This is a genomic window from Pseudomonas sp. 4CAES_32.4 (genome assembly GCF_058136335.1).
This window is the reverse complement of the sequence record NZ_CM176882.1, coordinates 72,083-93,354: the sequence shown is the minus strand read 5'-3', so window position 1 is coordinate 93,354 and position 21,272 is coordinate 72,083. Positions and strand designations below refer to the sequence as shown.

The 21,272-nt window shown below is 59.8% G+C and carries 21 protein-coding genes; 14 read left to right on the top strand and 7 right to left on the bottom strand.

Annotation, left to right across the window (positions count from 1 at the left end):
* The first annotated feature begins 11 nt into the window (after positions 1–11).
* Positions 12–1,265 carry a c-type cytochrome gene (locus AC3Y64_RS00445; protein ID WP_489986045.1) on the top strand — a complete coding sequence of 418 codons (1,254 nt, stop codon included), beginning with the start codon at positions 12–14 and terminating at the stop codon, positions 1,263–1,265.
* Positions 1,266–1,339: 74 nt separating this feature from the next.
* Here the strand turns inward: AC3Y64_RS00445 and AC3Y64_RS00440 are convergent, their stop codons facing one another.
* Positions 1,340–1,651 (bottom strand): hypothetical protein, encoded by a 312-nt coding sequence (locus AC3Y64_RS00440; RefSeq protein WP_489986044.1) that lies wholly within the window; start codon positions 1,649–1,651, stop codon positions 1,340–1,342.
* Positions 1,652–1,839: 188 nt separating this feature from the next.
* Between AC3Y64_RS00440 and AC3Y64_RS00435 the strand changes: the two genes are divergently transcribed.
* From AC3Y64_RS00435 to AC3Y64_RS00425, 3 genes are all read left to right on the top strand, one after another.
* The gene (locus AC3Y64_RS00435; protein WP_489986043.1) at positions 1,840–2,898 is read left to right on the top strand and encodes a PA0069 family radical SAM protein; all 1,059 of its coding nucleotides are present in this window, start codon (positions 1,840–1,842) and stop codon (positions 2,896–2,898) included.
* 238 nt (positions 2,899–3,136) lie between these two features.
* Positions 3,137–3,865, top strand: a complete 729-nt coding sequence (locus tag AC3Y64_RS00430; RefSeq protein WP_064116616.1) for a carbonic anhydrase — start codon at positions 3,137–3,139, stop codon at positions 3,863–3,865.
* A gap of 90 nt (positions 3,866–3,955) precedes the next feature.
* Entirely contained in the window at positions 3,956–5,482 is a 1,527-nt protein-coding gene (locus AC3Y64_RS00425) for a SulP family inorganic anion transporter (protein WP_489986042.1), read from the top strand.
* Between the two features lie 136 nt (positions 5,483–5,618).
* Here AC3Y64_RS00425 and AC3Y64_RS00420 read toward each other — a convergent pair whose 3' ends face one another.
* Complete coding sequence (locus AC3Y64_RS00420) at positions 5,619–6,269, bottom strand: hypothetical protein (protein WP_158959385.1); 651 nt, start codon at positions 6,267–6,269, stop codon at positions 5,619–5,621.
* 369 nt (positions 6,270–6,638) lie between these two features.
* On the opposite strand from AC3Y64_RS00420, the gene coxB reads away from it, so the two are divergent.
* The 4 genes from coxB to AC3Y64_RS00400 all read left to right on the top strand — a co-directional run bounded on the left by coxB (position 6,639) and on the right by AC3Y64_RS00400 (position 11,029).
* Complete coding sequence (gene coxB / locus AC3Y64_RS00415; protein ID WP_158959386.1) at positions 6,639–7,766, top strand: cytochrome c oxidase subunit II; 1,128 nt, start codon at positions 6,639–6,641, stop codon at positions 7,764–7,766.
* An 82-nt stretch (positions 7,767–7,848) separates the two neighbouring features.
* A complete protein-coding gene (gene ctaD / locus AC3Y64_RS00410; protein ID WP_007911725.1) occupies positions 7,849–9,435 on the top strand; it encodes a cytochrome c oxidase subunit I in 1,587 nt (528 codons plus the stop codon).
* Positions 9,436–9,564: 129 nt separating this feature from the next.
* Entirely contained in the window at positions 9,565–10,116 is a 552-nt protein-coding gene (locus AC3Y64_RS00405; protein ID WP_489986041.1) for a cytochrome c oxidase assembly protein, read from the top strand.
* A 25-nt stretch (positions 10,117–10,141) separates the two neighbouring features.
* Positions 10,142–11,029: a cytochrome c oxidase subunit 3 gene (locus AC3Y64_RS00400; RefSeq protein ID WP_122593163.1), complete on the top strand. Its 888-nt coding sequence runs from the start codon at positions 10,142–10,144 to the stop codon at positions 11,027–11,029.
* 53 nt (positions 11,030–11,082) lie between these two features.
* On the opposite strand, the gene AC3Y64_RS00395 is transcribed toward AC3Y64_RS00400, so the two are convergent.
* A complete protein-coding gene (locus tag AC3Y64_RS00395) occupies positions 11,083–11,286 on the bottom strand; it encodes a twin transmembrane helix small protein (RefSeq protein ID WP_102902573.1) in 204 nt (67 codons plus the stop codon).
* A gap of 71 nt (positions 11,287–11,357) precedes the next feature.
* Here AC3Y64_RS00395 and AC3Y64_RS00390 point away from each other — a divergent pair, with 71 nt between their 5' ends.
* From AC3Y64_RS00390 to AC3Y64_RS00370, 5 genes are read left to right on the top strand one after another with little or no spacing between them, the layout of a single operon-like run.
* Entirely contained in the window at positions 11,358–12,098 is a 741-nt protein-coding gene (locus AC3Y64_RS00390; protein WP_489986040.1) for an SURF1 family protein, read from the top strand.
* Positions 12,064–12,657, top strand: coding sequence for a hypothetical protein (locus tag AC3Y64_RS00385; RefSeq protein ID WP_489986039.1), 594 nt, complete (start codon positions 12,064–12,066; stop codon positions 12,655–12,657). The genes AC3Y64_RS00390 and AC3Y64_RS00385 overlap by 35 nt, the downstream gene beginning before the upstream one ends.
* 10 nt (positions 12,658–12,667) lie before the next feature.
* Positions 12,668–13,747 (top strand): COX15/CtaA family protein, encoded by a 1,080-nt coding sequence (locus AC3Y64_RS00380; protein ID WP_095113101.1) that lies wholly within the window; start codon positions 12,668–12,670, stop codon positions 13,745–13,747.
* On the top strand, positions 13,735–14,634 hold the full coding sequence (gene cyoE, locus AC3Y64_RS00375; RefSeq protein ID WP_489986038.1) for a heme o synthase: 900 nt from the start codon (positions 13,735–13,737) through the stop codon (positions 14,632–14,634). Before AC3Y64_RS00380 ends, cyoE begins: the two co-directional genes overlap by 13 nt.
* Complete coding sequence (locus AC3Y64_RS00370; RefSeq protein WP_463554444.1) at positions 14,631–15,266, top strand: SCO family protein; 636 nt, start codon at positions 14,631–14,633, stop codon at positions 15,264–15,266. The genes cyoE and AC3Y64_RS00370 overlap by 4 nt, the downstream gene beginning before the upstream one ends.
* A gap of 277 nt (positions 15,267–15,543) precedes the next feature.
* Here AC3Y64_RS00370 and AC3Y64_RS00365 read toward each other — a convergent pair whose 3' ends face one another.
* The 3 genes from AC3Y64_RS00365 to AC3Y64_RS00355 all read right to left on the bottom strand — a co-directional run bounded on the left by AC3Y64_RS00365 (position 15,544) and on the right by AC3Y64_RS00355 (position 18,072).
* On the bottom strand, positions 15,544–16,314 hold the full coding sequence (locus AC3Y64_RS00365; protein ID WP_489986037.1) for a MetQ/NlpA family ABC transporter substrate-binding protein: 771 nt from the start codon (positions 16,312–16,314) through the stop codon (positions 15,544–15,546).
* A 76-nt stretch (positions 16,315–16,390) separates the two neighbouring features.
* A complete protein-coding gene (locus AC3Y64_RS00360) occupies positions 16,391–17,065 on the bottom strand; it encodes a methionine ABC transporter permease (protein ID WP_016986455.1) in 675 nt (224 codons plus the stop codon).
* Entirely contained in the window at positions 17,065–18,072 is a 1,008-nt protein-coding gene (locus AC3Y64_RS00355) for a methionine ABC transporter ATP-binding protein (RefSeq protein ID WP_158959393.1), read from the bottom strand. The genes AC3Y64_RS00360 and AC3Y64_RS00355 overlap by 1 nt, the downstream gene beginning before the upstream one ends.
* A 260-nt stretch (positions 18,073–18,332) precedes the next feature.
* Here AC3Y64_RS00355 and katE point away from each other — a divergent pair, with 260 nt between their 5' ends.
* The gene (gene katE / locus AC3Y64_RS00350; RefSeq protein WP_489988041.1) at positions 18,333–20,474 is read left to right on the top strand and encodes a catalase HPII; all 2,142 of its coding nucleotides are present in this window, start codon (positions 18,333–18,335) and stop codon (positions 20,472–20,474) included.
* A gap of 75 nt (positions 20,475–20,549) precedes the next feature.
* On the opposite strand, the gene AC3Y64_RS00345 is transcribed toward katE, so the two are convergent.
* Positions 20,550–21,263 carry a PA5502 family lipoprotein gene (locus tag AC3Y64_RS00345; protein WP_489986036.1) on the bottom strand — a complete coding sequence of 238 codons (714 nt, stop codon included), beginning with the start codon at positions 21,261–21,263 and terminating at the stop codon, positions 20,550–20,552.
* Positions 21,264–21,272 lie beyond the last annotated feature (9 nt).

Genomic DNA, 21,272 nt, shown 5'->3' with positions numbered 1-21,272 from the left:
GAGCGATGACCATGAAGAATTTCGTTATCGCGACTCTGGCCCTGCTCGGCAGTGCCTCAATCCACGCGGCTGACGTTGATCAAGCATTGATCAAACAAGGCGAATACCTCGCCCGTGCCGGTGACTGCGTGGCCTGCCACACGGCCAAGGACGGCAAGCCGTTCGCCGGTGGCCTGCCGATGGAAACCCCGATCGGCACGATCTACTCGACCAACATCACCCCGGATAAAACCGGTATCGGTGAATACAGCTTCGAGGACTTCGATCAGGCCGTGCGCCACGGTGTCGCCAAAAACGGCAGTACGTTGTACCCGGCAATGCCGTATCCGTCCTACGCCCGTGTCAGCGAAACCGACATGCAAGCGCTGTACGCGTACTTCATGCACGGCGTGGCACCGGTCGCGCAAGAGAACAAGGCCAGCGACATCCCGTGGCCGCTGAGCATGCGCTGGCCGCTGATGGGCTGGCGCTGGATGTTTGCGCCGAAGGTCGAGGATTACCAATCGACGAGTGCCGACCCGGTGATCGACCGTGGCGCCTATCTGGTCGAAGGCCTCGGTCACTGCGGCGCCTGTCACACGCCACGCGCGCTGACCATGCAGGAAAAATCCCTCAGCGCAGCAGACGGTAAAAACTTCCTCGCCGGCAGTGCGCCGCTGGAAGGCTGGATCGCCAAGAGCCTGCGCGGCGATCACAAGGATGGTCTCGGCAGCTGGAGCGAAGAGCAACTGGTGCAGTTCCTCAAGACCGGTCGCAGCGATCGCAGCGCGGTGTTCGGCGGCATGAGTGATGTGGTCACCCACAGCATGCAATACATGAGCGACGCTGACCTGACCGCGATTGCCCGCTATCTCAAATCGCTGCCGGCCAATGATCCTGCCGATCAACCGCATCAATACGACGAGAAAGCCGCCAAAGCCCTGTGGAACGGTGACGACAGCCAACGCGGTGCCTCGGTGTACATCGACAACTGCGCGGCGTGTCACCGCACCGACGGTCACGGCTACACCCGGGTGTTCCCGGCGCTGGCGGGCAATCCGGTGCTGCAATCGGAAGACCCGACGTCGCTGATCAATATCGTGCTCAAGGGTGGCACCTTGCCGGCCACGCACACTGCACCTTCCACCTTCACCATGCCGGGTTTCGCCTGGCGGCTGTCGGATCAGGAAGTTGCGGACGTGGTCAGCTTCATCCGTGGCAGTTGGGGCAACCAGGGCGCGCCGGTGAAAGCCGCCGATGTCGCCGATTTGCGCAGCACGGATTGATGTAAAAACTGTTTTGCCCTGAATGAGGTGGCCAATAAAAGCCCTGCATGATCGCTCATGCAGGGCTTTCTCAATTACGGATTGACGATGGCGCAGTAGGCTTTGGCCAAAGCCGCCAGTTTCGCCCGGTCGTGCTCATCGATATCACCATCGCCGTCGATATCGCTGAGTGGCCTCACTCGAAAAGTGTTGCCGTAATCGGATGACAGTGCCGAAATTTGCCGGGACTCAACCAACCGCTCTGTGACAACGTTGGTCTCAGGATCCTTGCGTTCCTGTTTGGTCGCGAACTGCATGTTCACCATGATTTCAGGACGCGGCAGCCTGATCTCGACTTTATCCAGAAAAACGCCGCGAATAGTTTGTGCACGAGCAAGAGATGACATGAAAAATCCTTTTTTGTGACGGGTTTATTTGCCTCCTTGGCCTGCCGAATACTACTGAATCTCACCCCTGAATCCATTCAACATACGTTTCATCAAATGTCCTGTACGTCGCTCCCAAGCGCCCGACGGCACTAGCCAGATGTGCAACGCCCCGATACTGTATATGCACACAGTATCGGGGCGTTTTCATGTCTACTCCATTGCCACCTCGCGGACGCGGCACCGCGACCAACCCGCACAATCGCTTCGCACCGAATCGTTCGGTGGCCGAGGATGACGGCTGGTTTCAGGAGGTGCCCGAGACGCAAAACACCGAAGTGATGATCGAAACCGCGAAAACCATCATCACCCGCAACACTTCGCCGGATTTGCCCTTTGATCGTTCGATCAATCCCTATCGCGGCTGCGAGCATGGCTGTATCTATTGCTACGCGCGACCGAGTCACGCCTATTGGGACATGTCGCCGGGCCTGGATTTCGAAACCCGGCTGATCGCCAAGACCAACGCCGCCCAGGTGCTGGAAGAGCAACTGAGCAAACGCGGCTATCAATGTGCGCCGATCAATCTGGGCTCCAACACCGATCCGTATCAGCCGATCGAGCGCGAACACAAAATCACCCGGCAAACCCTCGAAGTGCTGCTGCGCTATAAGCACCCGGTGACCATCGTCACCAAAGGCTCGCTGATCCTGCGCGACCTCGATCTGCTGACCGAGTTGGCCGAGCAACGACTGGTGGCAGTGATGATCAGCCTGACCACGCTGGATGACGAACTCAAACGCATCCTCGAACCCCGGGCAGCGGCGCCGAAAGCACGATTGCGCGCTATCCGGGTGATGCGCGAGGCGGGGATTCCGGTGGGTGTGCTGTGTTCGCCGATGATTCCGATGATCAATGACAGCGAAATCGAAAACCTGCTCACCGAAGCCCACGCAGCCGGCGCACAAAGCGCTGCCTACATGATGCTGCGCCTGCCACTGGAAGTAGCGCCGCTGTTCGAAGAATGGCTTCACGCGCACTACCCGCAACGGGCGGCGCATGTGCTGAGCCTGATCCGCCAGAGCCGTGGCGGCGAGCTCTACGACAGCCGTTTCGGCGCACGCATGCGCGGCGAAGGGGTGTTCGCCGACCTGCTCGCGCAACGCTTCGCCAAGGCGATCAAACGTCTGGGCCTGAATCATCGCGAAGGCTATAACCTCGATTGCACAGCCTTCTGTCCGCCGGGTCGCCAGATGTCGTTGATTTAGCGACAATTGGCCTATGGTTGAGGGGTTGGAATCCTTCCGCCGAAATCACCCAGTCACGTTTTTTGTGACCTGGAACACACGTTCTAGAGCGTTTGATTCAGTTTGAGTTAAGTTTCGGCGGCTACCTTGTTCATCGAGTGACTGACGGGTCGGGATGACCCGGATGTTTTAAACAGCCACTGGCTTCATACCGGAATACATGGGAACGACTCCCCTAATCCGCCAAAGAGGATGAATCATGAGTGACAAGGATAAACAGCCGTTGGCTGCGTCGGCGCAAACCCCTGAAGCGGAATCCGCCGATGCAGCGCTGCGACAGATCGTAGACGGCTTTTTGCATTTTCATCATGAGGTTTTTCCCCAGCAGGAAGAACTCTTCAAGAAACTCGCCACGGCCCAGGCGCCCAAAGCAATGTTCATTACCTGCGCCGACTCGCGCATCGTCCCCGAGCTGATCACCCAGAGCTCCCCGGGTGATCTGTTCGTGACCCGTAACGTCGGCAACGTTGTCCCGCCCTACGGTCAGATGAACGGTGGCGTGTCCACCGCGATCGAATATGCGGTGCTAGCCCTAGGGGTGCAGCACATCATCATTTGCGGCCACTCCGACTGCGGCGCCATGCGTGCGGTGCTCAACCCGGACAGCCTGGAAAAAATGCCCACGGTCAAAGCCTGGCTGCGCCACGCTGAAGTCGCGAAAACCATGGTGCATGACAACTGTCACTGCGCCGACGAAAAAGAAAGCATGCCGATCCTCACCGAGGAGAACGTCATCGCCCAGTTGCAGCACTTGCGTACCCATCCTTCGGTAGCCTCGCGCATGGCGAACGGTCATCTGTTCATCCATGGCTGGGTCTACAACATCGAAACCAGCGAAATCAAAGCTTACGACGCGGATCAGGGACGCTTCCTGCCGCTCGATGGCAGCCATCCGATTCCGGTGGCGACGCCCAAAGCGCGCTTCTAAATCCTCCTAAACATCTGTGTGGTTTGACGCCGGTCGCTGATTCAGCGGCCCGGCCTTGCCATGCCTGAAGAAAACTTCGGGAGAATCGCCATGCGTGCGGCTCAATTGAAAGCGGTGTTGCCACGGGAGCTGCTCGCTTCAGTGGTTGTGTTTCTGGTCGCCCTGCCGCTGTGCATGGGTATTGCGATTGCCTCAGGGTTGCCGCCGGCCAAAGGTTTGATTACCGGGATCATCGGAGGTCTGGTGGTCGGGTGGCTGGCGGGTTCGCCGTTACAGGTCAGTGGCCCGGCGGCGGGTCTGGCGGTGTTGGTCTTCGAGCTGGTGCGCCAGCACGGCATCGAGATGCTCGGGCCGATTCTGCTGCTCGCCGGTTTCCTGCAACTGGTCGCCGGACGCTTGAAGCTCGGTTGCTGGTTTCGGGTCACGGCGCCAGCAGTGGTCTACGGCATGCTCGCCGGGATCGGCGTGTTGATCGTGCTCTCTCAGGTACACGTGATGCTCGATGCATCGCCGAAACCTTCCGGGCTGGATAACCTCGCGGCGTTCCCGGCAGCTGTAGCACAGGCGTTGCCGTCGTTCGGCTGGCAGGCCGGGTTGCTCGGGCTGTCGACGATTGCGGTGATGTGGGTGTGGGAAAAATTCCGCCCGCATTCGCTGCGTTTTATTCCCGGCGCGCTGCTCGGGGTGGGACTGGCGACGGTTGCCAGTTTGATGCTGGCGTTGCAGGTGAAGCGCGTCGAGGTGCCGGCGAATCTGGCGGAAGCCATTGATTGGCTGAGGCCGGCAGATCTGCTCAATCTGGCCGATCCGACGCTGCTGATCGCTGCCTTCGCCGTGGCGTTTATCGCCAGCGCCGAAACGCTGCTGTCTGCCGCCGCGGTGGATCGCATGCACAGCGGCGTACGCTCGGACTTCGACCGTGAACTGTCGGCGCAAGGCGTCGGCAATATGCTCTGCGGTCTGCTCGGGGCGCTGCCGATGACCGGGGTGATCGTGCGCAGTTCGGCCAACGTTCAGGCCGGTGCGACCACGCGTTATTCGACGATCTTCCATGGCCTGTGGCTGCTGGCGTTCGTGCTGTTGCTGTCGAGCGTGCTGCAAAGCATTCCGGTGGCGAGTCTGGCGGGCGTGCTGGTGTACACCGGTTTCAAACTGGTCGACCTGAAAGCCTTCCGCGGCTTGAGCCGTTATGGGCGGATGCCGATGTTCACTTACGCGGCGACCGCGTTGGCGATCATCTTCACTGACCTGCTGACCGGTGTGCTGCTCGGTTTCGGTCTGACCCTGTTGAAACTGGCGTTCAAGGCTTCGCGGTTGAAGATCAGCCTGATCGACCTACCTCAGGACGGCGAGATGGAGTTGCGTCTGGTCGGCGCGGCGACCTTCCTCAAGGTGCCGGCACTCACCCAAGTGCTGGGCAGTATTCCGGTGGGTACGACGGTGCATGTGCCACTCAATAACCTGAGCTACATCGACCACTCGTGTCTGGAGTTGCTGGAAGAATGGGGCCGGGCGAATGCGGCGAAGGGCTCGAAGCTGTTGATCGAGTCGCGCGGGTTGAAGCGCAGGCTTGAGGGACGGGTTCGGACGAACACTGGTATCGGTGCGGCCGGTTAAATTTCCCAGTCCAAAAACAAACCCTGTGGGAGCTGGCTTGCCAGCGATGGCGGTCTATCAGTCACAGACAATGTTGACTGATCCACCGCTATCGCTGGCAAGCCAGCTCCCACAGGTATTTGGGTGTAGCTCTGGATTACGCAGCAGGCTGGTCGAGTTCCAGGCCGACACCCAGTCGGCGGCCCATGCACGGCCAGCGTTTCCACGCGGCGCCGGTGTCCGGGCTGCTGAGTTTGTCGCGGTAGATTTCTACCGATTCCAGGGCAAAACTTTCGTCGTTGAGCATCTCGTCGATGGCGTGATGCACCGCTTCGTCCAGTTGGTTGGCAAATTCCTCACCGATCAATTGGTGAGCAATCAAGTTGGCGACCGTCATGTCCAAGGGGATCAATGGCTGGCCGAAATGCTTGATGTACAGGTCGTTGACCTCTTCGACAAAACGGTGCGCCAGATAGGCCTCGTCGAGCAGGCTGTCCAGGCCAACGTGCCCGGCCATGATCGCCGGCGGCTGGAGGAAATACTGCTCGGCGATTTTCAGCACCGGTTTGATCTGCGATTCGATTCCCGCTTCCCTGGCGACTTCATTGGCTGCATCTAGCAGGTCTGGCACTTCATCGATGTAGGCGGCGACAAAACGCGTCAGCACGCCTTGGGCGTCGGCTTCCGGCAACTGGATGGCCGGGTGTAAATGAGGCAGCTTGCTTTCCAGCTGACGGGTCAGCAGGCCGGTGTCTTTTTCGTGCTGTTGGGCTTTTTGGATCTGCTCGCGCAATGCGGCGGTGTTCATGAAAACTCCAGGAAACAAGGCAATGAAAGAGGGAAGACATAAGTTAGCTGGCTTACGAAAATTGCTAAGACGCATTTGTCATAATTATTTCATCCTTGATGCGCCTGCGTTATATCGATTTGCCACCACTCGTCTGCATCCTTCTCCATTCGTGACCTTGAACGCAAGTGCCAGCTGTTTCAGATGATTTACCTCGGCACATTGCAATTTCCCGACGCTGTCTATACTCGCCAATGAATGGAGTTAGCTGATGACGCCCGACTGCACCCGCAGCAAGGCCCGGCGATTCAAGTTCGTAGTCTGATGCAGCCGCTCCCTTGCCGCAGGCGAAAGCCGGCGGGATAACAAGAACGATAAGGGGAACCCGCAATGATGCGACATCCACACGTCTGGATGGGCCTCCTGTTGTGGTCGATTTTCAGTCCGGCACACGCTGCCTGGACTGTGAATATGGCGCCTGGAGCGACTGAAATCAGTCACGCAGTATTCGACCTGCACATGACCATTTTCTGGATCTGTGTGGTGATCGGGATCATCGTCTTCGGCGCCATGTTCTGGTCGATGATGGTGCACCGCCGTTCTACCGGGCAGGTCGCCGCAAAATTCCACGAAAGCACCACCGTCGAAATTCTCTGGACCGTCGTGCCGCTGCTGATTCTGGTGGCGATGGCAGTGCCGGCGACCGCCACCCTGATCAAGATGTACGACACCAGTGAGCCGGATATCGATATCCAGATCACCGGTTATCAGTGGAAGTGGCACTACAAATACCTGGGCCAGGACGTCGAGTTCTTCAGCAACCTGGCCACCCCCGCCGACCAGATCCACAACAAGGAAGCCAAGGGCGAGCATTACCTGCTCGAGGTCGACAAGCCGTTGGTGCTGCCGACCGGGGCCAAGGTGCGCTTCCTCGTCACGTCCGCCGACGTTATCCACTCCTGGTGGGTGCCGGCCTTCGCGGTGAAACGCGATGCGATTCCGGGGTTCGTCAACGAAGCGTGGACGCGCATCGACAAGCCCGGCATTTACCGTGGTCAGTGCGCCGAACTGTGCGGCAAGGATCACGGCTTCATGCCGATCGTGGTCGAGGTCAAGGAGAAGGCCGACTACGACAAGTGGCTCGCCGATCGCAAGGCCGAGGCCGCGCAGCTCAAAGAGCTGACCAGCAAGGAATGGACCCTCGACGAACTCAAGGAACGTGGCGACAAGATCTACCACACCACTTGCGTCGCCTGTCACCAGGCCGAAGGCCAGGGCCTGCCGCCGATGTTCCCGGCGCTCAAGGGCTCGAAAATCGCCACCGGACCGAAAGAAGGCCATCTGAGCATTGTTTTCCACGGCAAGCCCGGCACCGCCATGGCGGCGTTCGGCAAGCAACTGTCGGAAGTCGATATCGCAGCGGTCGTGACCTACGAACGTAACGCCTGGGGCAACAACAAGGGCGACATGGTCACGCCAAAAGAAGTGCTGGAGCTGAAACAGGCGGAAAGCAAATGAGCCGGTCTATCGCGTACGTCGTGAACCGGTCGGGGCCGCGCGCCCCGGCCTGCCCCATCCACTCACGTAAAGGAGACCGGCCATGAGCGCTGTCATCGATGACCACGGTCATGCCGACCACGCCCACGGCCCCGCCAAAGGCCTGATGCGCTGGGTGCTGACCACCAACCACAAGGACATCGGCACGCTGTACCTGTGGTTTGCATTCTCCATGTTCCTGCTCGGCGGTACGTTCGCGATGGTGATTCGTGCCGAACTGTTCCAGCCGGGGCTGCAAATCGTCGAGCCGGCGTTCTTCAATCAGATGACCACCATGCATGGCTTGGTGATGGTCTTCGGTGCGGTGATGCCAGCGTTCGTCGGCCTCGCCAACTGGATGATCCCGTTGATGATCGGCGCGCCGGACATGGCCCTGCCACGGATGAACAACTTCAGTTTCTGGCTGCTGCCGGCGGCGTTCCTGATTCTGGTGTCGACCCTGTTCACCCCCGGTGGCGGGCCGAACTTCGGCTGGACGTTCTACGCGCCGCTGTCGACAACCTACGCGCCGGAAAGCGTGACGTTTTTCATCTTCGCCATCCACCTGATGGGGATCAGTTCGATCATGGGCGCGATCAACGTGGTCGCGACCATCCTCAACCTGCGCGCCCCCGGCATGACCCTGATGAAAATGCCGTTGTTCGTCTGGACCTGGCTGATCACCGCATTCCTGCTGATCGCGGTGATGCCGGTGCTGGCCGGGTGCGTGACGATGATGCTGATGGACATCCACTTCGGCACCAGTTTCTTCAGTGCTGCCGGTGGCGGTGACCCGGTGTTGTTCCAGCACGTGTTCTGGTTCTTCGGCCACCCCGAGGTGTACATCATGATCCTGCCGGCCTTCGGCGCCGTCAGCTCGATCATCCCGACCTTCTCGCGCAAGCCGCTGTTCGGCTACACATCGATGGTCTACGCCACGGCGAGCATCGCCTTCCTGTCGTTCATCGTCTGGGCGCACCACATGTTCGTGGTCGGCATTCCGCTGGTGGGTGAGCTGTTCTTCATGTACGCGACGCTGCTGATCGCGGTGCCGACCGGAGTGAAGGTGTTCAACTGGGCCAGCACCATGTGGCAAGGCTCGCTGACCTTCGAGACGCCGATGCTGTTTGCGGTGGCGTTCGTGATCCTGTTCTCCATCGGCGGTTTCTCCGGGCTGATGCTGGCCATCGCCCCGGCGGACTTCCAGTATCAGGACACCTACTTTGTGGTCGCGCACTTCCACTACGTGCTGGTACCGGGGGCGATCTTCGGGATCTTCGCGTCGACCTATTACTGGCTGCCGAAATGGACCGGCCACATGTACGACGAAACCCTCGGCAAGCTGCACTTCTGGCTGTCGTTCGTCGGCATGAACCTGACCTTCTTCCCGATGCACTTCGTGGGCTTGGCGGGGATGCCGCGACGGATTCCGGACTACAACCTGCAGTTCGCCGACTTCAACATGGTCTCCTCGATTGGCGCGTTCATGTTCGGCGCCACGCAGATCTTCTTCCTGTTCATCGTGATCAAGACTATTCGCGGCGGCCCGCCGGCACCGGCCAAGCCTTGGGATGGCGCGGAAGGTCTGGAGTGGAGCGTGCCGTCTCCGGCGCCGTACCACACCTTCACCACACCGCCGGAAGTGAAATGAACACCATCAGTCCTGTGACAAACCCTGTGGGAGCTGGCTTGCCAGCGATAGGGCCAGCGCAGTGTGTCAGGCAGGCAGCCATCGCTGGCAAGCCAGCTCCCACAGGGACTCGTGTGGAGGCTGAAAACCATGGCTGACTCGATCTCGACAAAAAAACTCGTCACCCGCCTGCTGGGTGTCGTGGCGGCGATGTTCGTTTTCGGTTTTGCCCTGGTGCCGATCTACGACGTGATGTGCAAAGCCTTCGGCATCAACGGCAAGACCGCCGGGCAGTACGAGGGTGAGCAAGTGGTCGACACTTCGCGCCAGGTGCGCGTGCAGTTTCTGTCGACCAACAACATCGACATGCCGTGGGATTTTTATCCCAAACATGACGAACTCACCGCCAACCCTGGCGCAGTCAACGAAATGATCTTCATCGCGCGCAACCCCACAGACAAACCGATGAGTGCGCAAGCCGTGCCGAGCATCGCGCCGAGCAACGCGGCGGCGTATTTCCACAAGACCGAATGCTTTTGTTTTACCCAGCAGGTGCTGCAGCCCGGTCAGCAGATCGAGATGCCAGTGCGCTTCATTGTTGACCGCGACATGCCCAAGGATGTGAAGCACCTGACGCTGTCCTACACGCTGTTCGATATCACCGCCCGACATCCTCCGGTGGCTGTAAACACTGGCGGTTGAGCGTGCCCGATAAGGAGAACAATAAATGGCAACTCATGAGCATTATTACGTTCCGGCCCAAAGCAAATGGCCGATCATCGCCACCTTCGGCATGGCCATCACCGTGTACGGCCTGGCTGTCTGGTTCAACGATCTGAAGGCGACGCGCCCGGAATCCCACGGCCCGTACATCTTTTTCGTCGGTGGCCTGTTGCTGGCGTACATGTTGTTCGGCTGGTTCGGCGCGGTGATCAAGGAAAGTCGCGCGGGACTCTACAGCGCGCAGCTGGATCGCTCGTTTCGCTGGGGCATGAGTTGGTTCATCTTCTCCGAGGTGATGTTCTTCGTCGCCTTCTTCGGTGCGCTGTTTTACGTGCGCCACGTCTCCGGGCCGGCACTCGGTGGTGAAGGGCCGAAAGGCATCGCCCACATGCTGTGGCCGAACTTTCAGTTCACCTGGCCGCTGCTGCACACGCCGGATCCGAAACTGTTCCCGCCGCCCAAGGACGTCATCAGCCCGTGGGGCTTGCCGCTGATCAACACGATCCTGCTGGTCAGTTCCAGCGTGACCATCACCATCGCCCACCATGCCTTGAAGAAGGGCCATCGCGGCGCGCTGAAAATCTGGCTGGCGATCACCGTGTTGCTCGGGTGCGCGTTTCTCGGTTTCCAGGCTGAAGAATACATCCACGCCTATCACGAACTGGGCCTGACCCTCGGTTCGGGCATTTATGGCGCGACGTTCTTCATGCTCACCGGTTTCCACGGCGCCCACGTGACCATCGGCACGATCATTCTGTTTGTGATGCTGATGCGCATCATGAAGGGCCACTTCGACAACGAGCACCAGTTCGGTTTCGAAGCGGCGAGCTGGTATTGGCACTTCGTCGACGTGGTGTGGATCGGCTTGTTTATCTTCGTGTATGTGCTCTAAAAACAGCCGAGCTTCAAGCTCCAAGCTTGCAGCTCAAAGCTAGAAGCTCGTAGCTACCACGTCACGTGGGAGACCAATTGGCCGCTGTAAAAACCCCAGGCGATCAAGCCGACGGTTGCAGCGGCCAATGCCACCCGAACACTCAAGGCGATGACCAGGCGATTGGAACTGCTGTCGTCCTTGACCAGGAAAAACAGGCCGCTGAACAGGCTGATCACCGTGGCAATCAGCATCAGGACGATCGCTGTTTTGAGCATGGGAAGAACTCCGGGGGACAGGCGATGCAGTTGAGTATAGCGAGCGCAACGACTGACTTTGTGGCGCAGCCATGAAGCGGTTTCGCCCGGGCGTAATACCGACCGTGGTGGTCGCGTTATTGCTGCCGTTGCTGGTGTCTTTGGGCTTCTGGCAACTGAGCCGTGGCGCCGAGAAAAGCGCACTGCTCGCCAGTTACGCCGAACGCCGCGCAGCCGAACCGATGGCCAGCAGCGAACTCCTTAACAGCGCCGATCCGGCCTATCGCCGCGTGCACCTGCACGGCCAGTTCGATGCCGCACACAGCTTGCTGCTGGATAACCGTCAGCGTAACGGCAAGGTCGGCGTCGAGTTGCTGCAACCGTTTCAGGATCAACGCACCGGCCTCTGGCTGCTGGTCAATCGCGGCTGGTTGCCATGGCCGGATCGCCGTGTACCGCCGCAATTCACCACGCCCACTGAGGCGTTGAATGTCGACGCCTGGGTCTACATCGCACCCGGCGCCACTTTCCAGTTGCACGCCGATCCGGTCAGCAGTACCTGGCCGCAAACCATCACCGCCGTCGAGCCGGCCAAGCTGTGGAAAACCCTCGACCGTGATGGCTTCGCCTACGAATTACGCGCCGAACCCGGCCCGGCCAGCTACGAGGCCGAATGGCCGGTGGTTGCCATGGGCCCGGAAAAACACCTCGGTTACGCCGTGCAGTGGTTTGCCATGGCCACCGCCCTGCTCGGCCTCTATATCTATTTGGGCTTGCACAATGCAAAGGAGAAACACCATGGGAACGGCCATGAATCCACCCAGCATGTCTGAGGCGAAACCTGCCGCCAGCCGCCGTCGCGGGCGCATTCAGTTACTGCTGATTTTGCTCGGCGTGATTGGCCCGATGGTGCTCGCCACCGGCATGTACAAATTGCAGTTCTGGGTGCCGGAAGGTCGCAGCTATCACGGCGAACTGATCGGCAACGGCCAGACCCGCGCCGACCTCGGCGTGCAGGCCGAGGAAGATCGTTGGCAGATGCTGATTACCGCGCCGAAGGATTGCGCGGTGGATTGCCAGCAACTGGTGTATCTGGCACGGCAGATTCAGATCGGCCTCGGTCGTGACGCCGGTCGCGCCAGCCACGCCCTCGCCGCCGCGCAACCGGTGAGCGCCGATTACGACGCCAAGCTGAGCCGCGAATATCCACAGCTGCAACGCTACCCGCTGGACGCCGCTGTGTTCAACAAGACGACCGGCGACAAAACCACGCCACAGCTGTGGATCATCGACCCGCACGGCAACCTCGTGCTGCGTTACGAGCCGAATGTGAAGGGCAAGGAACTGCTCAACGACCTGCGTCACCTGCTGAAACTGTCGAACATCGGATAAGGGCATCGTCATGGCCAAACCTGGATTTCGCCTCGCGCTGTTTGCCACCCTGCTGGCCCTGATTGTGGTGCTGCTCGGCGCCTATACGCGCCTGACCCACGCAGGCCTCGGCTGTCCGGACTGGCCGGGCTGCTACGGTTTTATCAGCGTGCCGAAAAGCGAAGCCCAACTGGCCCATGCCGAACTGCATTACCCCGACTCGCCGGTGGAGGCGCACAAGGGCTGGAACGAGATGATCCACCGCTACTTCGCCGGCACCCTCGGCCTGCTCATTTCAATTCTCGCCGGGCGTGCGTGGGTCAATCGTCGTCATCCGGGGCAGCCGTTGAAGCTGCCGCTGTTTCTGCTGGCGGTGGTGTTTGCGCAAGCGGCGTTCGGCATGTGGACAGTGACGCTCAAGCTCTGGCCACAAGTGGTCACCGGGCATTTGCTCGGCGGTTTTGCGACGTTGAGTTTGTTGTTTTTGCTGACGCTTAGATTGTCCGGCGTGCTACCGGCGCTGACCGTGCCCAAGCGTTTGCAGTATTGGGCGACGGCGGGATTGCTGCTGGTGATTGGTCAGATCGCGCTGGGTGGCTGGGTCAGTTCCAACTACGCAGCGGTGGCGTGCATCGACTTCCCCACCTGTCACGGCCAATGGCTGCCGCCGGCAGATTTCGCCAATGGGTTTCATCTGACTCAACACATCGGCCCGAACTATCTGGGCGGGCAACTCGACAGTGATGCGCGCACGGCGATTCACCTGACTCACCGGATCGGCGCTTTGCTGGTGACGCTGGTGCTGCTCGGTCTCGCGTGGCAATTGAAAGTGGTCGGCATGACGCGCCTGGCCGGTCTGGTGCTGATTGCCCTCGCCGCACAAATAACCCTCGGCATCAGCAACGTGCTGTTCCATCTGCCGCTGCCCGTGGCGGTCGCGCATAACGCCGGCGGTGCGGCGCTGCTGCTGACCATGGTGCTGGTCAATTACCACGCGCGCACCAGTCTCGTTCGGGTGAAACAACCGGTGCTCGCACGCTGGCGCTTGAGCCCGCGCAAACACGCCGCCGCGCCCATCACAATAAAAGGAGAAACGCCGTGGCGATTCTGATTGGCGAACGTCCCGCCCAAGCGCTGTGGCGTGACTATCTGGAGCTGACCAAACCGAAAGTCGTGGTGCTGATGCTGATCACCTCGCTGGTCGGCATGTTCCTCGCCACCCGCGCCGGGGTGCTGTGGACGGTGCTGGTGTTTGGCAATCTGGGGATTGCCCTGTGTGCGGGCGGCGCAGCGGCGGTCAATCATGTGGTGGATCGGCGCATTGATGCGGTGATGGCGCGCACGCACAAGCGGCCGCTCGCGGAAGGACGAGTTTCGCCAGCGGCGGCACTGACCTTTGCACTGGTGTTGGCGCTGCTCGGTCAGGCCTTGTTGCTGACCTTCACCAATCCGTTGACGGCGTGGCTGACCCTCGCTTCGCTGCTCGGTTACGCAGTGATCTACACCGGTTTCCTCAAACGCGCGACGCCGCAGAACATCGTCATCGGTGGCCTCGCCGGCGCCGCACCACCGCTGCTTGGCTGGACGGCTGCCACTGGCCATGTCAGCGCCGAACCGTTGTTGCTGGTGCTGATCATCTTCGCCTGGACGCCGCCGCATTTCTGGGCGCTGGCGATCCATCGCAAGGAGGAATACGCCAAGGCTGACATCCCGATGCTGCCGGTCACCCACGGCGAGCACTACACCAAAGTGCACATTCTGCTGTACACCTTCGCGCTGCTGGCGGTGAGTCTGCTGCCGTACGTGATCCACATGAGCGGCGTGCTCTACCTGATTTGCGCACTGGGTCTGGGCGCAAGGTTTCTGCAATGGGCGGTGGTGCTGTACCGTGGCACTCGGCCGCACGCGGCGATCAACACCTTCAAGTACTCTATCTGGTACTTGTTTCTGCTGTTCATTGCCCTGCTCGTAGACCACTACTTACTGTTGAACCTATGACTCGAACCCAGAAAACCGTCTTCATCCTCGTCGCCGTGATCGCGCTGATCCTCGGCCTGACCGTCAACAAAGTGCTGAGCGGCAAGGGCCAGGGCGACCCCACAGCGCTGATCGACGCTGGCATCATCCTGCTGCCGCAGAGCCGCACCCTGCCGGACGTGACGATGACCGATCAGGACGGCAAACCGGTCGCGATCAATGAGTTGAAGGGTAAGTGGAGTCTGTTGTTCTTCGGCTACACCTTCTGCCCGGACATCTGCCCGACCACGCTGGCGCAGCTGCGGCAGATCAAGAGTGAACTGCCGAAAGACGCTGTGGATAAGTTGCAGATCGTGCTGGTGAGCGTTGACCCGAACCGCGATAACCCGAAGCAGTTGAAGCAGTATCTGGGCTACTTTGATCCGCAGTTTGTTGGCCTGACGCCGACTTCGATTGAAGAGCTGCAGAAGGTCGCGAATGCGGTGAGTATTCCGTTTATTCCGGCGGATACCAGCAAGCCGAATTACACCGTGGATCACAGTGGGAATCTGGCGGTGATCGGGCCGGATGGCACTCAGCGTGGGTTTATTCGAGCGCCGTTGAACAACGCCAAACTGGTCGCGCAACTCCCGGTGATGCTCAACCGCAAATAAGAACACCGTTGATCCCTTGTAGGAGTGAGCCTGCTCGCGATGACGTCGGCACATCCAATATTGATGTGACAGCTATACCGCGATCGCGAGCAGGCTCACTCCTACAGGGTCGGTATTTCAAACAAAAAAAGGGGACGCTCATGGCGTCCCCTTTTTTTGATCGTTCCCACGCTCTGCGTGGGAATGCAGCAAGGGACGCTCTGCGTCCCAGCGGACGCGGAGCGTCCTGGGATGCATGCCCACGCGGAGCATGGGCACGATCAAGCCGAAAGAGCGATCAGAACGCCGGCAATACCGCGCCCTTGTACTTCTCGGTGATGAATTGCTTCACTTCCGGGCTGTGCAGGGCTGCAGCCAGTTTCTTCATCCCGTCGCTGTCCTTGTTGTCCGGGCGGGACACGAGGATGTTCACGTACGGCGAGTCGTTGCCTTCGATTACCAGCGCATCCTTGGACGGATCGAGCTTGGCTTCCAGCGCGTAGTTGGTGTTGATCAGCGCCAGATCGACCTGGGTCAGCACGCGCGGGATGGTCGCGGCTTCCAGTTCACGGATCTTCAGGTCTTTCGGGTTGGTCGCGATGTCTTTGACGGTCGACAGGATGTTGGTCGGGTCCTTCAAAGTGATCACGCCAGCCTTGGCCAGCAGCAACAGCGCACGGCCGCCGTTGGTGGCGTCGTTCGGGATCACCACGTTGGCACCGCTTGGCAGATCCTTCAGATCCTTGATCTTGCTCGAGTAAGCGCCCAGCGGCTCCAGGTGCACACCGGTCACGGCGACCAGGTCGGTGCCCTTGGCCTTGTTGAATTCATCGAGGTATGGCTGGTGCTGGAAGAAGTTGGCGTCCAGACGCTTCTCGGCGACCTGTACGTTCGGCTGAATGTAGTCGGTGAAGACCTTGACCTTCAGATCCACGCCTTCTTTGGCCAGTGCCGGCTTCACGAACTCGAGGATTTCTGCGTGCGGCACCGGGGTAGCGGCCACGGTCAGGGTTTCGGCGTGGGCCGAGAATGCTGCAACGGCAGCAAAAGCAGCGATCAGTTTTTTCATTCAGCTAACTCCTTATGAGGCGCCCGTCTGGCGCCTGCCAGCGAATGGCCGGCTCATCTGTTCAATACAAAACTGCTTATTTGCGCGAGAAATGCACGACCAAGCGGTCGCCCACCATTTGCAGCACTTGCACCAGAATCAACAGCAACACCACGGTGACGATCATCACGTCAGTCTGGAAACGCTGGTAGCCGAAACGAATGGCCAGGTCACCCAGACCACCGGCGCCGACCACACCGGCCATCGCCGTGTAGGACACCAGTGTAATTGCCGTCACCGTAATCGCCGCGAAGATGCCCGGGCGGGCTTCCGGCAGCAAGGCGTTCATGATGATCTGCCGCGTGGTCGCGCCCATCGACTGCGTCGCCTCGATGATGCCGCGATCGACTTCACGCAGCGCGGTTTCCACCAGACGCGCGAAGAACGGTGTCGCACCGACGACCAACGGCGGAATCGCACCGGCCACGCCCAGCGACGTGCCGGTGATCAGCACGGTGAACGGGATCATCACGATCAACAGAATAATGAACGGCAGCGAACGCAGAATGTTCACTGCCAGCGACATGAACGCGTAAAGGCCACGGTTTTCCAGCAACTGACGCGGGCTGCAGAGGAACAGCAGCACGCCCAGCGGCAGGCCGAGCAGCACGGTGAACAGCAGCGATCCGCCAAGCATCAGCATGGTGTCGCCGGTGGCCAGCCAGATTTCGTACCAATCGATGTTGGTGAAGAAACTGATCAGGTCTTCCATTAGCGCAATACCTCCATGTGAACGTCAGCGGCGGTGAAGCGGGCGAACGCCGCTTCCATGTCGCCACCGGTGACGGCGAGGGTCAATTGCCCGTACGGAATGTCTTTGATGCGGTCGATGCGACCGGCGAGGATGCTGTAGTCGACGCCGGTTTCCCGGGCGACAGTACCGAGCAACGGCGCGTAGGTCGCTTCGCCCTGAAAGGTCAGACGCACGATGCGGCCCGGCACGTGAGCGAAGTCATCGCGCTGCTCGCTTTCGTCGACCTGCTCGCTTTCCTGGACGAAACGCTTGGTGGTCGGGTGTTTTGGATGCAGGAACACATCGGCCACCGAACCTTGCTCAACAATCACGCCAGCATCCATCACCGCCACTTGGTCGCAGACGCGACGGATCACGTCCATCTCGTGGGTGATCAGGACGATGGTCAGCTTCAGTTCGCGGTTGATCTCGGCCAGCAGTTGCAGGACCGACGCGGTGGTCTGCGGGTCGAGGGCACTGGTGGCCTCGTCGCACAGCAGAATCTTCGGCTTGGTCGCCAGGGCGCGGGCGATGCCGACGCGCTGCTTCTGGCCACCGGACAATTGCGCCGGGTACTTCCTGGCGTGATCGGACAGGCCGACCCGCGCCAGCAACTCGGCGACGCGCTTGTCGATGTCGCTGCTCGACAGTTCACCGGCCAGGGTCAGCGGCAACGCCACGTTGTCAGCGACAGTCTTGGAGGCGAGCAGGTTGAAGTGCTGGAAGATCATCCCGACTTGCTGGCGGAAACGGCGCAGGCCGTTGGCGTCCAGCGCAGTGACTTCTTCGCCGTCGACAAAGATCTTGCCGCCGCTGGAGTCTTCCAGGCGATTGATCAGGCGCAGCAGGGTACTTTTGCCCGCGCCGGAATGGCCGATCAGGCCGAACACCTGCCCGTTCTCGATGGAGAGACTGGTCGGGTGCAGCGCGGGAATGTCCTTACCGGCGACGCGGTAAGTCTTGTGGACGTTTTGAAACTCGATCACGTAGCGAACCTTGTGGGGCGCGTTAGAAAAGGATCAGCGGTTAGCCGGGCGCGCATTTTAGCCTGTCCGTATAGAGGTTCTTAGCATTTATTTCGCAATTAACCTTCGATTTGGCAATAACAAGATCAAAGGTCATAAAAAAGGAACGTCCAAAGCAGCCCGTCAGTCACTAGTTAAGCGACTTGAAAACCCTGGGTGCCGTGCCCGGGAACCACTCAAGAGTCCCCGGCAAGCATCGGGGTCAACCGAGGAGTTTACGACTGATGAGCAAGAAGCCTACGACCGATAAAAGCCAGATGGCCGGAACCGATACCCCGGATCGCGCCAACACCAACGCCAAACTCGACAGCCTCGAGAAGTTTCGCTCCGACGCCACCGGCCAGGCCCTGCGGACCAACCAAGGCGTAAAGATCGCCGACAACCAGAACACCCTCAAGGCCGGCCCCCGTGGGCCGTCGCTGCTTGAAGACTTCATCATGCGGGAAAAGATCACGCATTTTGACCATGAGCGGATCCCGGAGCGCATCGTTCACGCGCGCGGCACTGGCGCCCATGGTTTCTTTCAGGCCTACGAGAACCATTCGACGCTGACCAAGGCCGGTTTCCTACAGGATCCGGGGAAAAAAACTCCGGTGTTCGTGCGCTTTTCCACGGTGCAGGGGCCGCGTGGCTCCGGTGACACGGTACGAGACGTGCGCGGTTTCGCGGTGAAGTTCTTCACTGATGAAGGCAACTTCGACCTGGTCGGCAACAACATGCCGGTGTTTTTCATTCAAGACGCGATCAAGTTTCCCGACTTCGTTCACGCGGTAAAACCTGAGCCACACAATGAAATCCCTACCGGCGGCTCGGCCCACGATACCTTCTGGGACTTCGTCTCCCTGGTGCCGGAATCGGCGCACATGGTCATCTGGGCGATGTCCGACCGGGCGATCCCGAAAAGCCTGCGCAGCATGCAGGGCTTCGGCGTGCACACCTTCCGGTTGATCAACGCTGAAGGCAAATCACGCTTCGTCAAATTCCACTGGCGCCCTACTGCCGGCACTTGCTCGCTGGTGTGGGACGAGGCGCAGAAGCTCGCCGGTAAGGACACCGACTATCATCGTCGCGACCTTTGGGAAGCGATCGAGATGGGCGACTACCCGGAATGGGAGTTGGGCGTGCAGGTCATCGAAGAAGAAAACGAGCACGACTTCGATTTCGACATCCTCGACCCGACCAAACTGATCCCAGAAGAGATCGTGCCGATCACGCCGCTGGGCAAAATGACGTTGAACCGCAACCCGGACAACTTCTTCGCAGAGACCGAGCAGGTTGCGTTCTGCCCTGGCCACATCGTGCCGGGCATCGATTTCTCCAATGACCCGCTGCTGCAAGGCCGGCTGTTTTCCTACACCGATACGCAAATCAGCCGACTCGGTGGGCCGAATTTTCATGAGTTGCCGATCAACCGCCCGGTCGCACCGTTCCACAATGGCCAGCGCGATGCGCAGCACCGCACGGTGATCGACAAGGGCCGCGCTTCTTATGAACCGAACTCGATTGATGGCGGCTGGCCGAAAGAAACGCCACCGGCGGCGCAGGATGGTGGTTTCGAGAGTTATCCAGAGCGCATCGATGCCAACAAGATCCGCCAGCGCAGCGAGTCGTTCAGCGATCACTTCTCCCAGGCGACCTTGTTCTTCAACAGCATGAGCGACCACGAGAAAGAGCACATCATTGCGGCTTACAGCTTCGAGCTGGGCAAAGTAGAGCGTGAATTTATCCGTGCGCGGGAAGTGAACGAGATTCTCGCCAACATCGATCTGGAACTGGCCAAGCGTGTCGCGGCCAATCTGGGTCTGCCTGCACCTGCCAAAGGCACGGTGGATGCGCGCAAGGTGTCTTTCGATCACTCGCCAGCACTGAGCCAGGCAAATCTGCTGCCAGAGAACATCAAAACCCGAAAAGTGGCGATTCTTGCCGCGAACGGCGTCGATGGTGCGGCGATTGATGCAATGAAGAAGGCGCTGGCCGCTGAAGGTGCGCACGCCAAGTTGCTGGGGCCGACTTCGGCGCCGGTGAAGACTGCGGACGGCAAGATGTTGCCTGTGGATGCGTCCATGGAAGGCATGCCGTCAGTGATCTTCGACGCGGTGTTTGTGCCGGGTGGCGCGGCGTCGGTCAAGGCGTTGAGCGGCGACGGCGTGGCGTTGCATTACCTGCTGGAGGCGTACAAGCACTTGAAGGCGATTGCGTTGCACGGGGATGCCAAGCAGTTGCAGGATCTGCTGAAGCTGGAGGCGGATGCTGGTTTGCTGCAGGGCAAGGATGTGCCGGCGTTGACCAAGCCATTCTTTGCGGCGATCGGGCAGCATCGGGTTTGGGATCGGGAGCCTAAGGCGAAAGCCATTCCGGCTTAAAAGCAAAAGATCGCAGCCTTCGGCAGCACCTACAGGGAATGACTGTGTAGGAGCTGACGCAGGCTGCGATCTTTTTTACGGTTTACGCGGGCTCAGAACCATCTGCGCCGGCACTGTACGCACGATCTGCTTCTCAATTTTCAGATCAAAATCCGGGTTCAACTTCTTCACCCGCTTGGTCAGCAACGTCGCCAACCATGGATAATCATTCGTGCGTGGCGCCTGAAGGGTCACCCCACACTCATAATTCACCACATCGGCGGCGATGGCATCCAATTGCCGGCGAAGTTTGCGGCTATCGGTGATGTTCAGCGCCACCGTGGTGCTCTCGGCAGTCGGATCGATCACCTTGGCTTTCGGCTTGGCTTCGGCGGCCAACAATGCAGCTTCAGCCTTTTCCAGCTCAGCCTTGCGCGCTTCAGTGATGGCACCGTTGACGCCACCGGTCAGCGCCGGGGCTTTCGGCATCAGTGCGCGAGCACGGCTCAACGCTGTGGCGGCCGCATTCACATCTCCCTTCTGCAGCACGATCTGGCTGCGACGCAGATACGCTTCGGCAAGCTGCCGTTGGTATTGCTCAAGGGATTGGTCGTTTGGGGTTTCTTTCTGCAAAACGGCCAACTGGTCTTCGGCAGTGGCCAGTTCGCTGCTGGCCAGGCTTTGCTCCAGCTGTGCGATGGCCGTAGCCCGCGCATCGGGGACTTCAGCCACCGGCGGCGTGCTTTGGCAGGCGCCCAGCAGCACTGAAAATGCGACAAGGAGCAGATAACGGGAGGCGAACGGCTTCATTCCTGCGAC

Coding starts and splice junctions, on each gene's coding strand:
- AC3Y64_RS00445 (WP_489986045.1), top strand. CDS start 12: ATGAAGAATTTCGTTATCGCGACTCTGGCCCTGCTCGGCAGTGCCTCA.
- AC3Y64_RS00440 (WP_489986044.1), bottom strand. CDS start 1,651: ATGTCATCTCTTGCTCGTGCACAAACTATTCGCGGCGTTTTTCTGGAT.
- AC3Y64_RS00435 (WP_489986043.1), top strand. CDS start 1,840: ATGTCTACTCCATTGCCACCTCGCGGACGCGGCACCGCGACCAACCCG.
- AC3Y64_RS00430 (WP_064116616.1), top strand. CDS start 3,137: ATGAGTGACAAGGATAAACAGCCGTTGGCTGCGTCGGCGCAAACCCCT.
- AC3Y64_RS00425 (WP_489986042.1), top strand. CDS start 3,956: ATGCGTGCGGCTCAATTGAAAGCGGTGTTGCCACGGGAGCTGCTCGCT.
- AC3Y64_RS00420 (WP_158959385.1), bottom strand. CDS start 6,269: ATGAACACCGCCGCATTGCGCGAGCAGATCCAAAAAGCCCAACAGCAC.
- coxB (WP_158959386.1), top strand. CDS start 6,639: ATGATGCGACATCCACACGTCTGGATGGGCCTCCTGTTGTGGTCGATT.
- ctaD (WP_007911725.1), top strand. CDS start 7,849: ATGAGCGCTGTCATCGATGACCACGGTCATGCCGACCACGCCCACGGC.
- AC3Y64_RS00405 (WP_489986041.1), top strand. CDS start 9,565: ATGGCTGACTCGATCTCGACAAAAAAACTCGTCACCCGCCTGCTGGGT.
- AC3Y64_RS00400 (WP_122593163.1), top strand. CDS start 10,142: ATGGCAACTCATGAGCATTATTACGTTCCGGCCCAAAGCAAATGGCCG.
- AC3Y64_RS00395 (WP_102902573.1), bottom strand. CDS start 11,286: ATGCTCAAAACAGCGATCGTCCTGATGCTGATTGCCACGGTGATCAGC.
- AC3Y64_RS00390 (WP_489986040.1), top strand. CDS start 11,358: ATGAAGCGGTTTCGCCCGGGCGTAATACCGACCGTGGTGGTCGCGTTA.
- AC3Y64_RS00385 (WP_489986039.1), top strand. CDS start 12,064: ATGGGAACGGCCATGAATCCACCCAGCATGTCTGAGGCGAAACCTGCC.
- AC3Y64_RS00380 (WP_095113101.1), top strand. CDS start 12,668: ATGGCCAAACCTGGATTTCGCCTCGCGCTGTTTGCCACCCTGCTGGCC.
- AC3Y64_RS00370 (WP_463554444.1), top strand. CDS start 14,631: ATGACTCGAACCCAGAAAACCGTCTTCATCCTCGTCGCCGTGATCGCG.
- AC3Y64_RS00365 (WP_489986037.1), bottom strand. CDS start 16,314: ATGAAAAAACTGATCGCTGCTTTTGCTGCCGTTGCAGCATTCTCGGCC.
- AC3Y64_RS00360 (WP_016986455.1), bottom strand. CDS start 17,065: ATGGAAGACCTGATCAGTTTCTTCACCAACATCGATTGGTACGAAATC.
- AC3Y64_RS00345 (WP_489986036.1), bottom strand. CDS start 21,263: ATGAAGCCGTTCGCCTCCCGTTATCTGCTCCTTGTCGCATTTTCAGTG.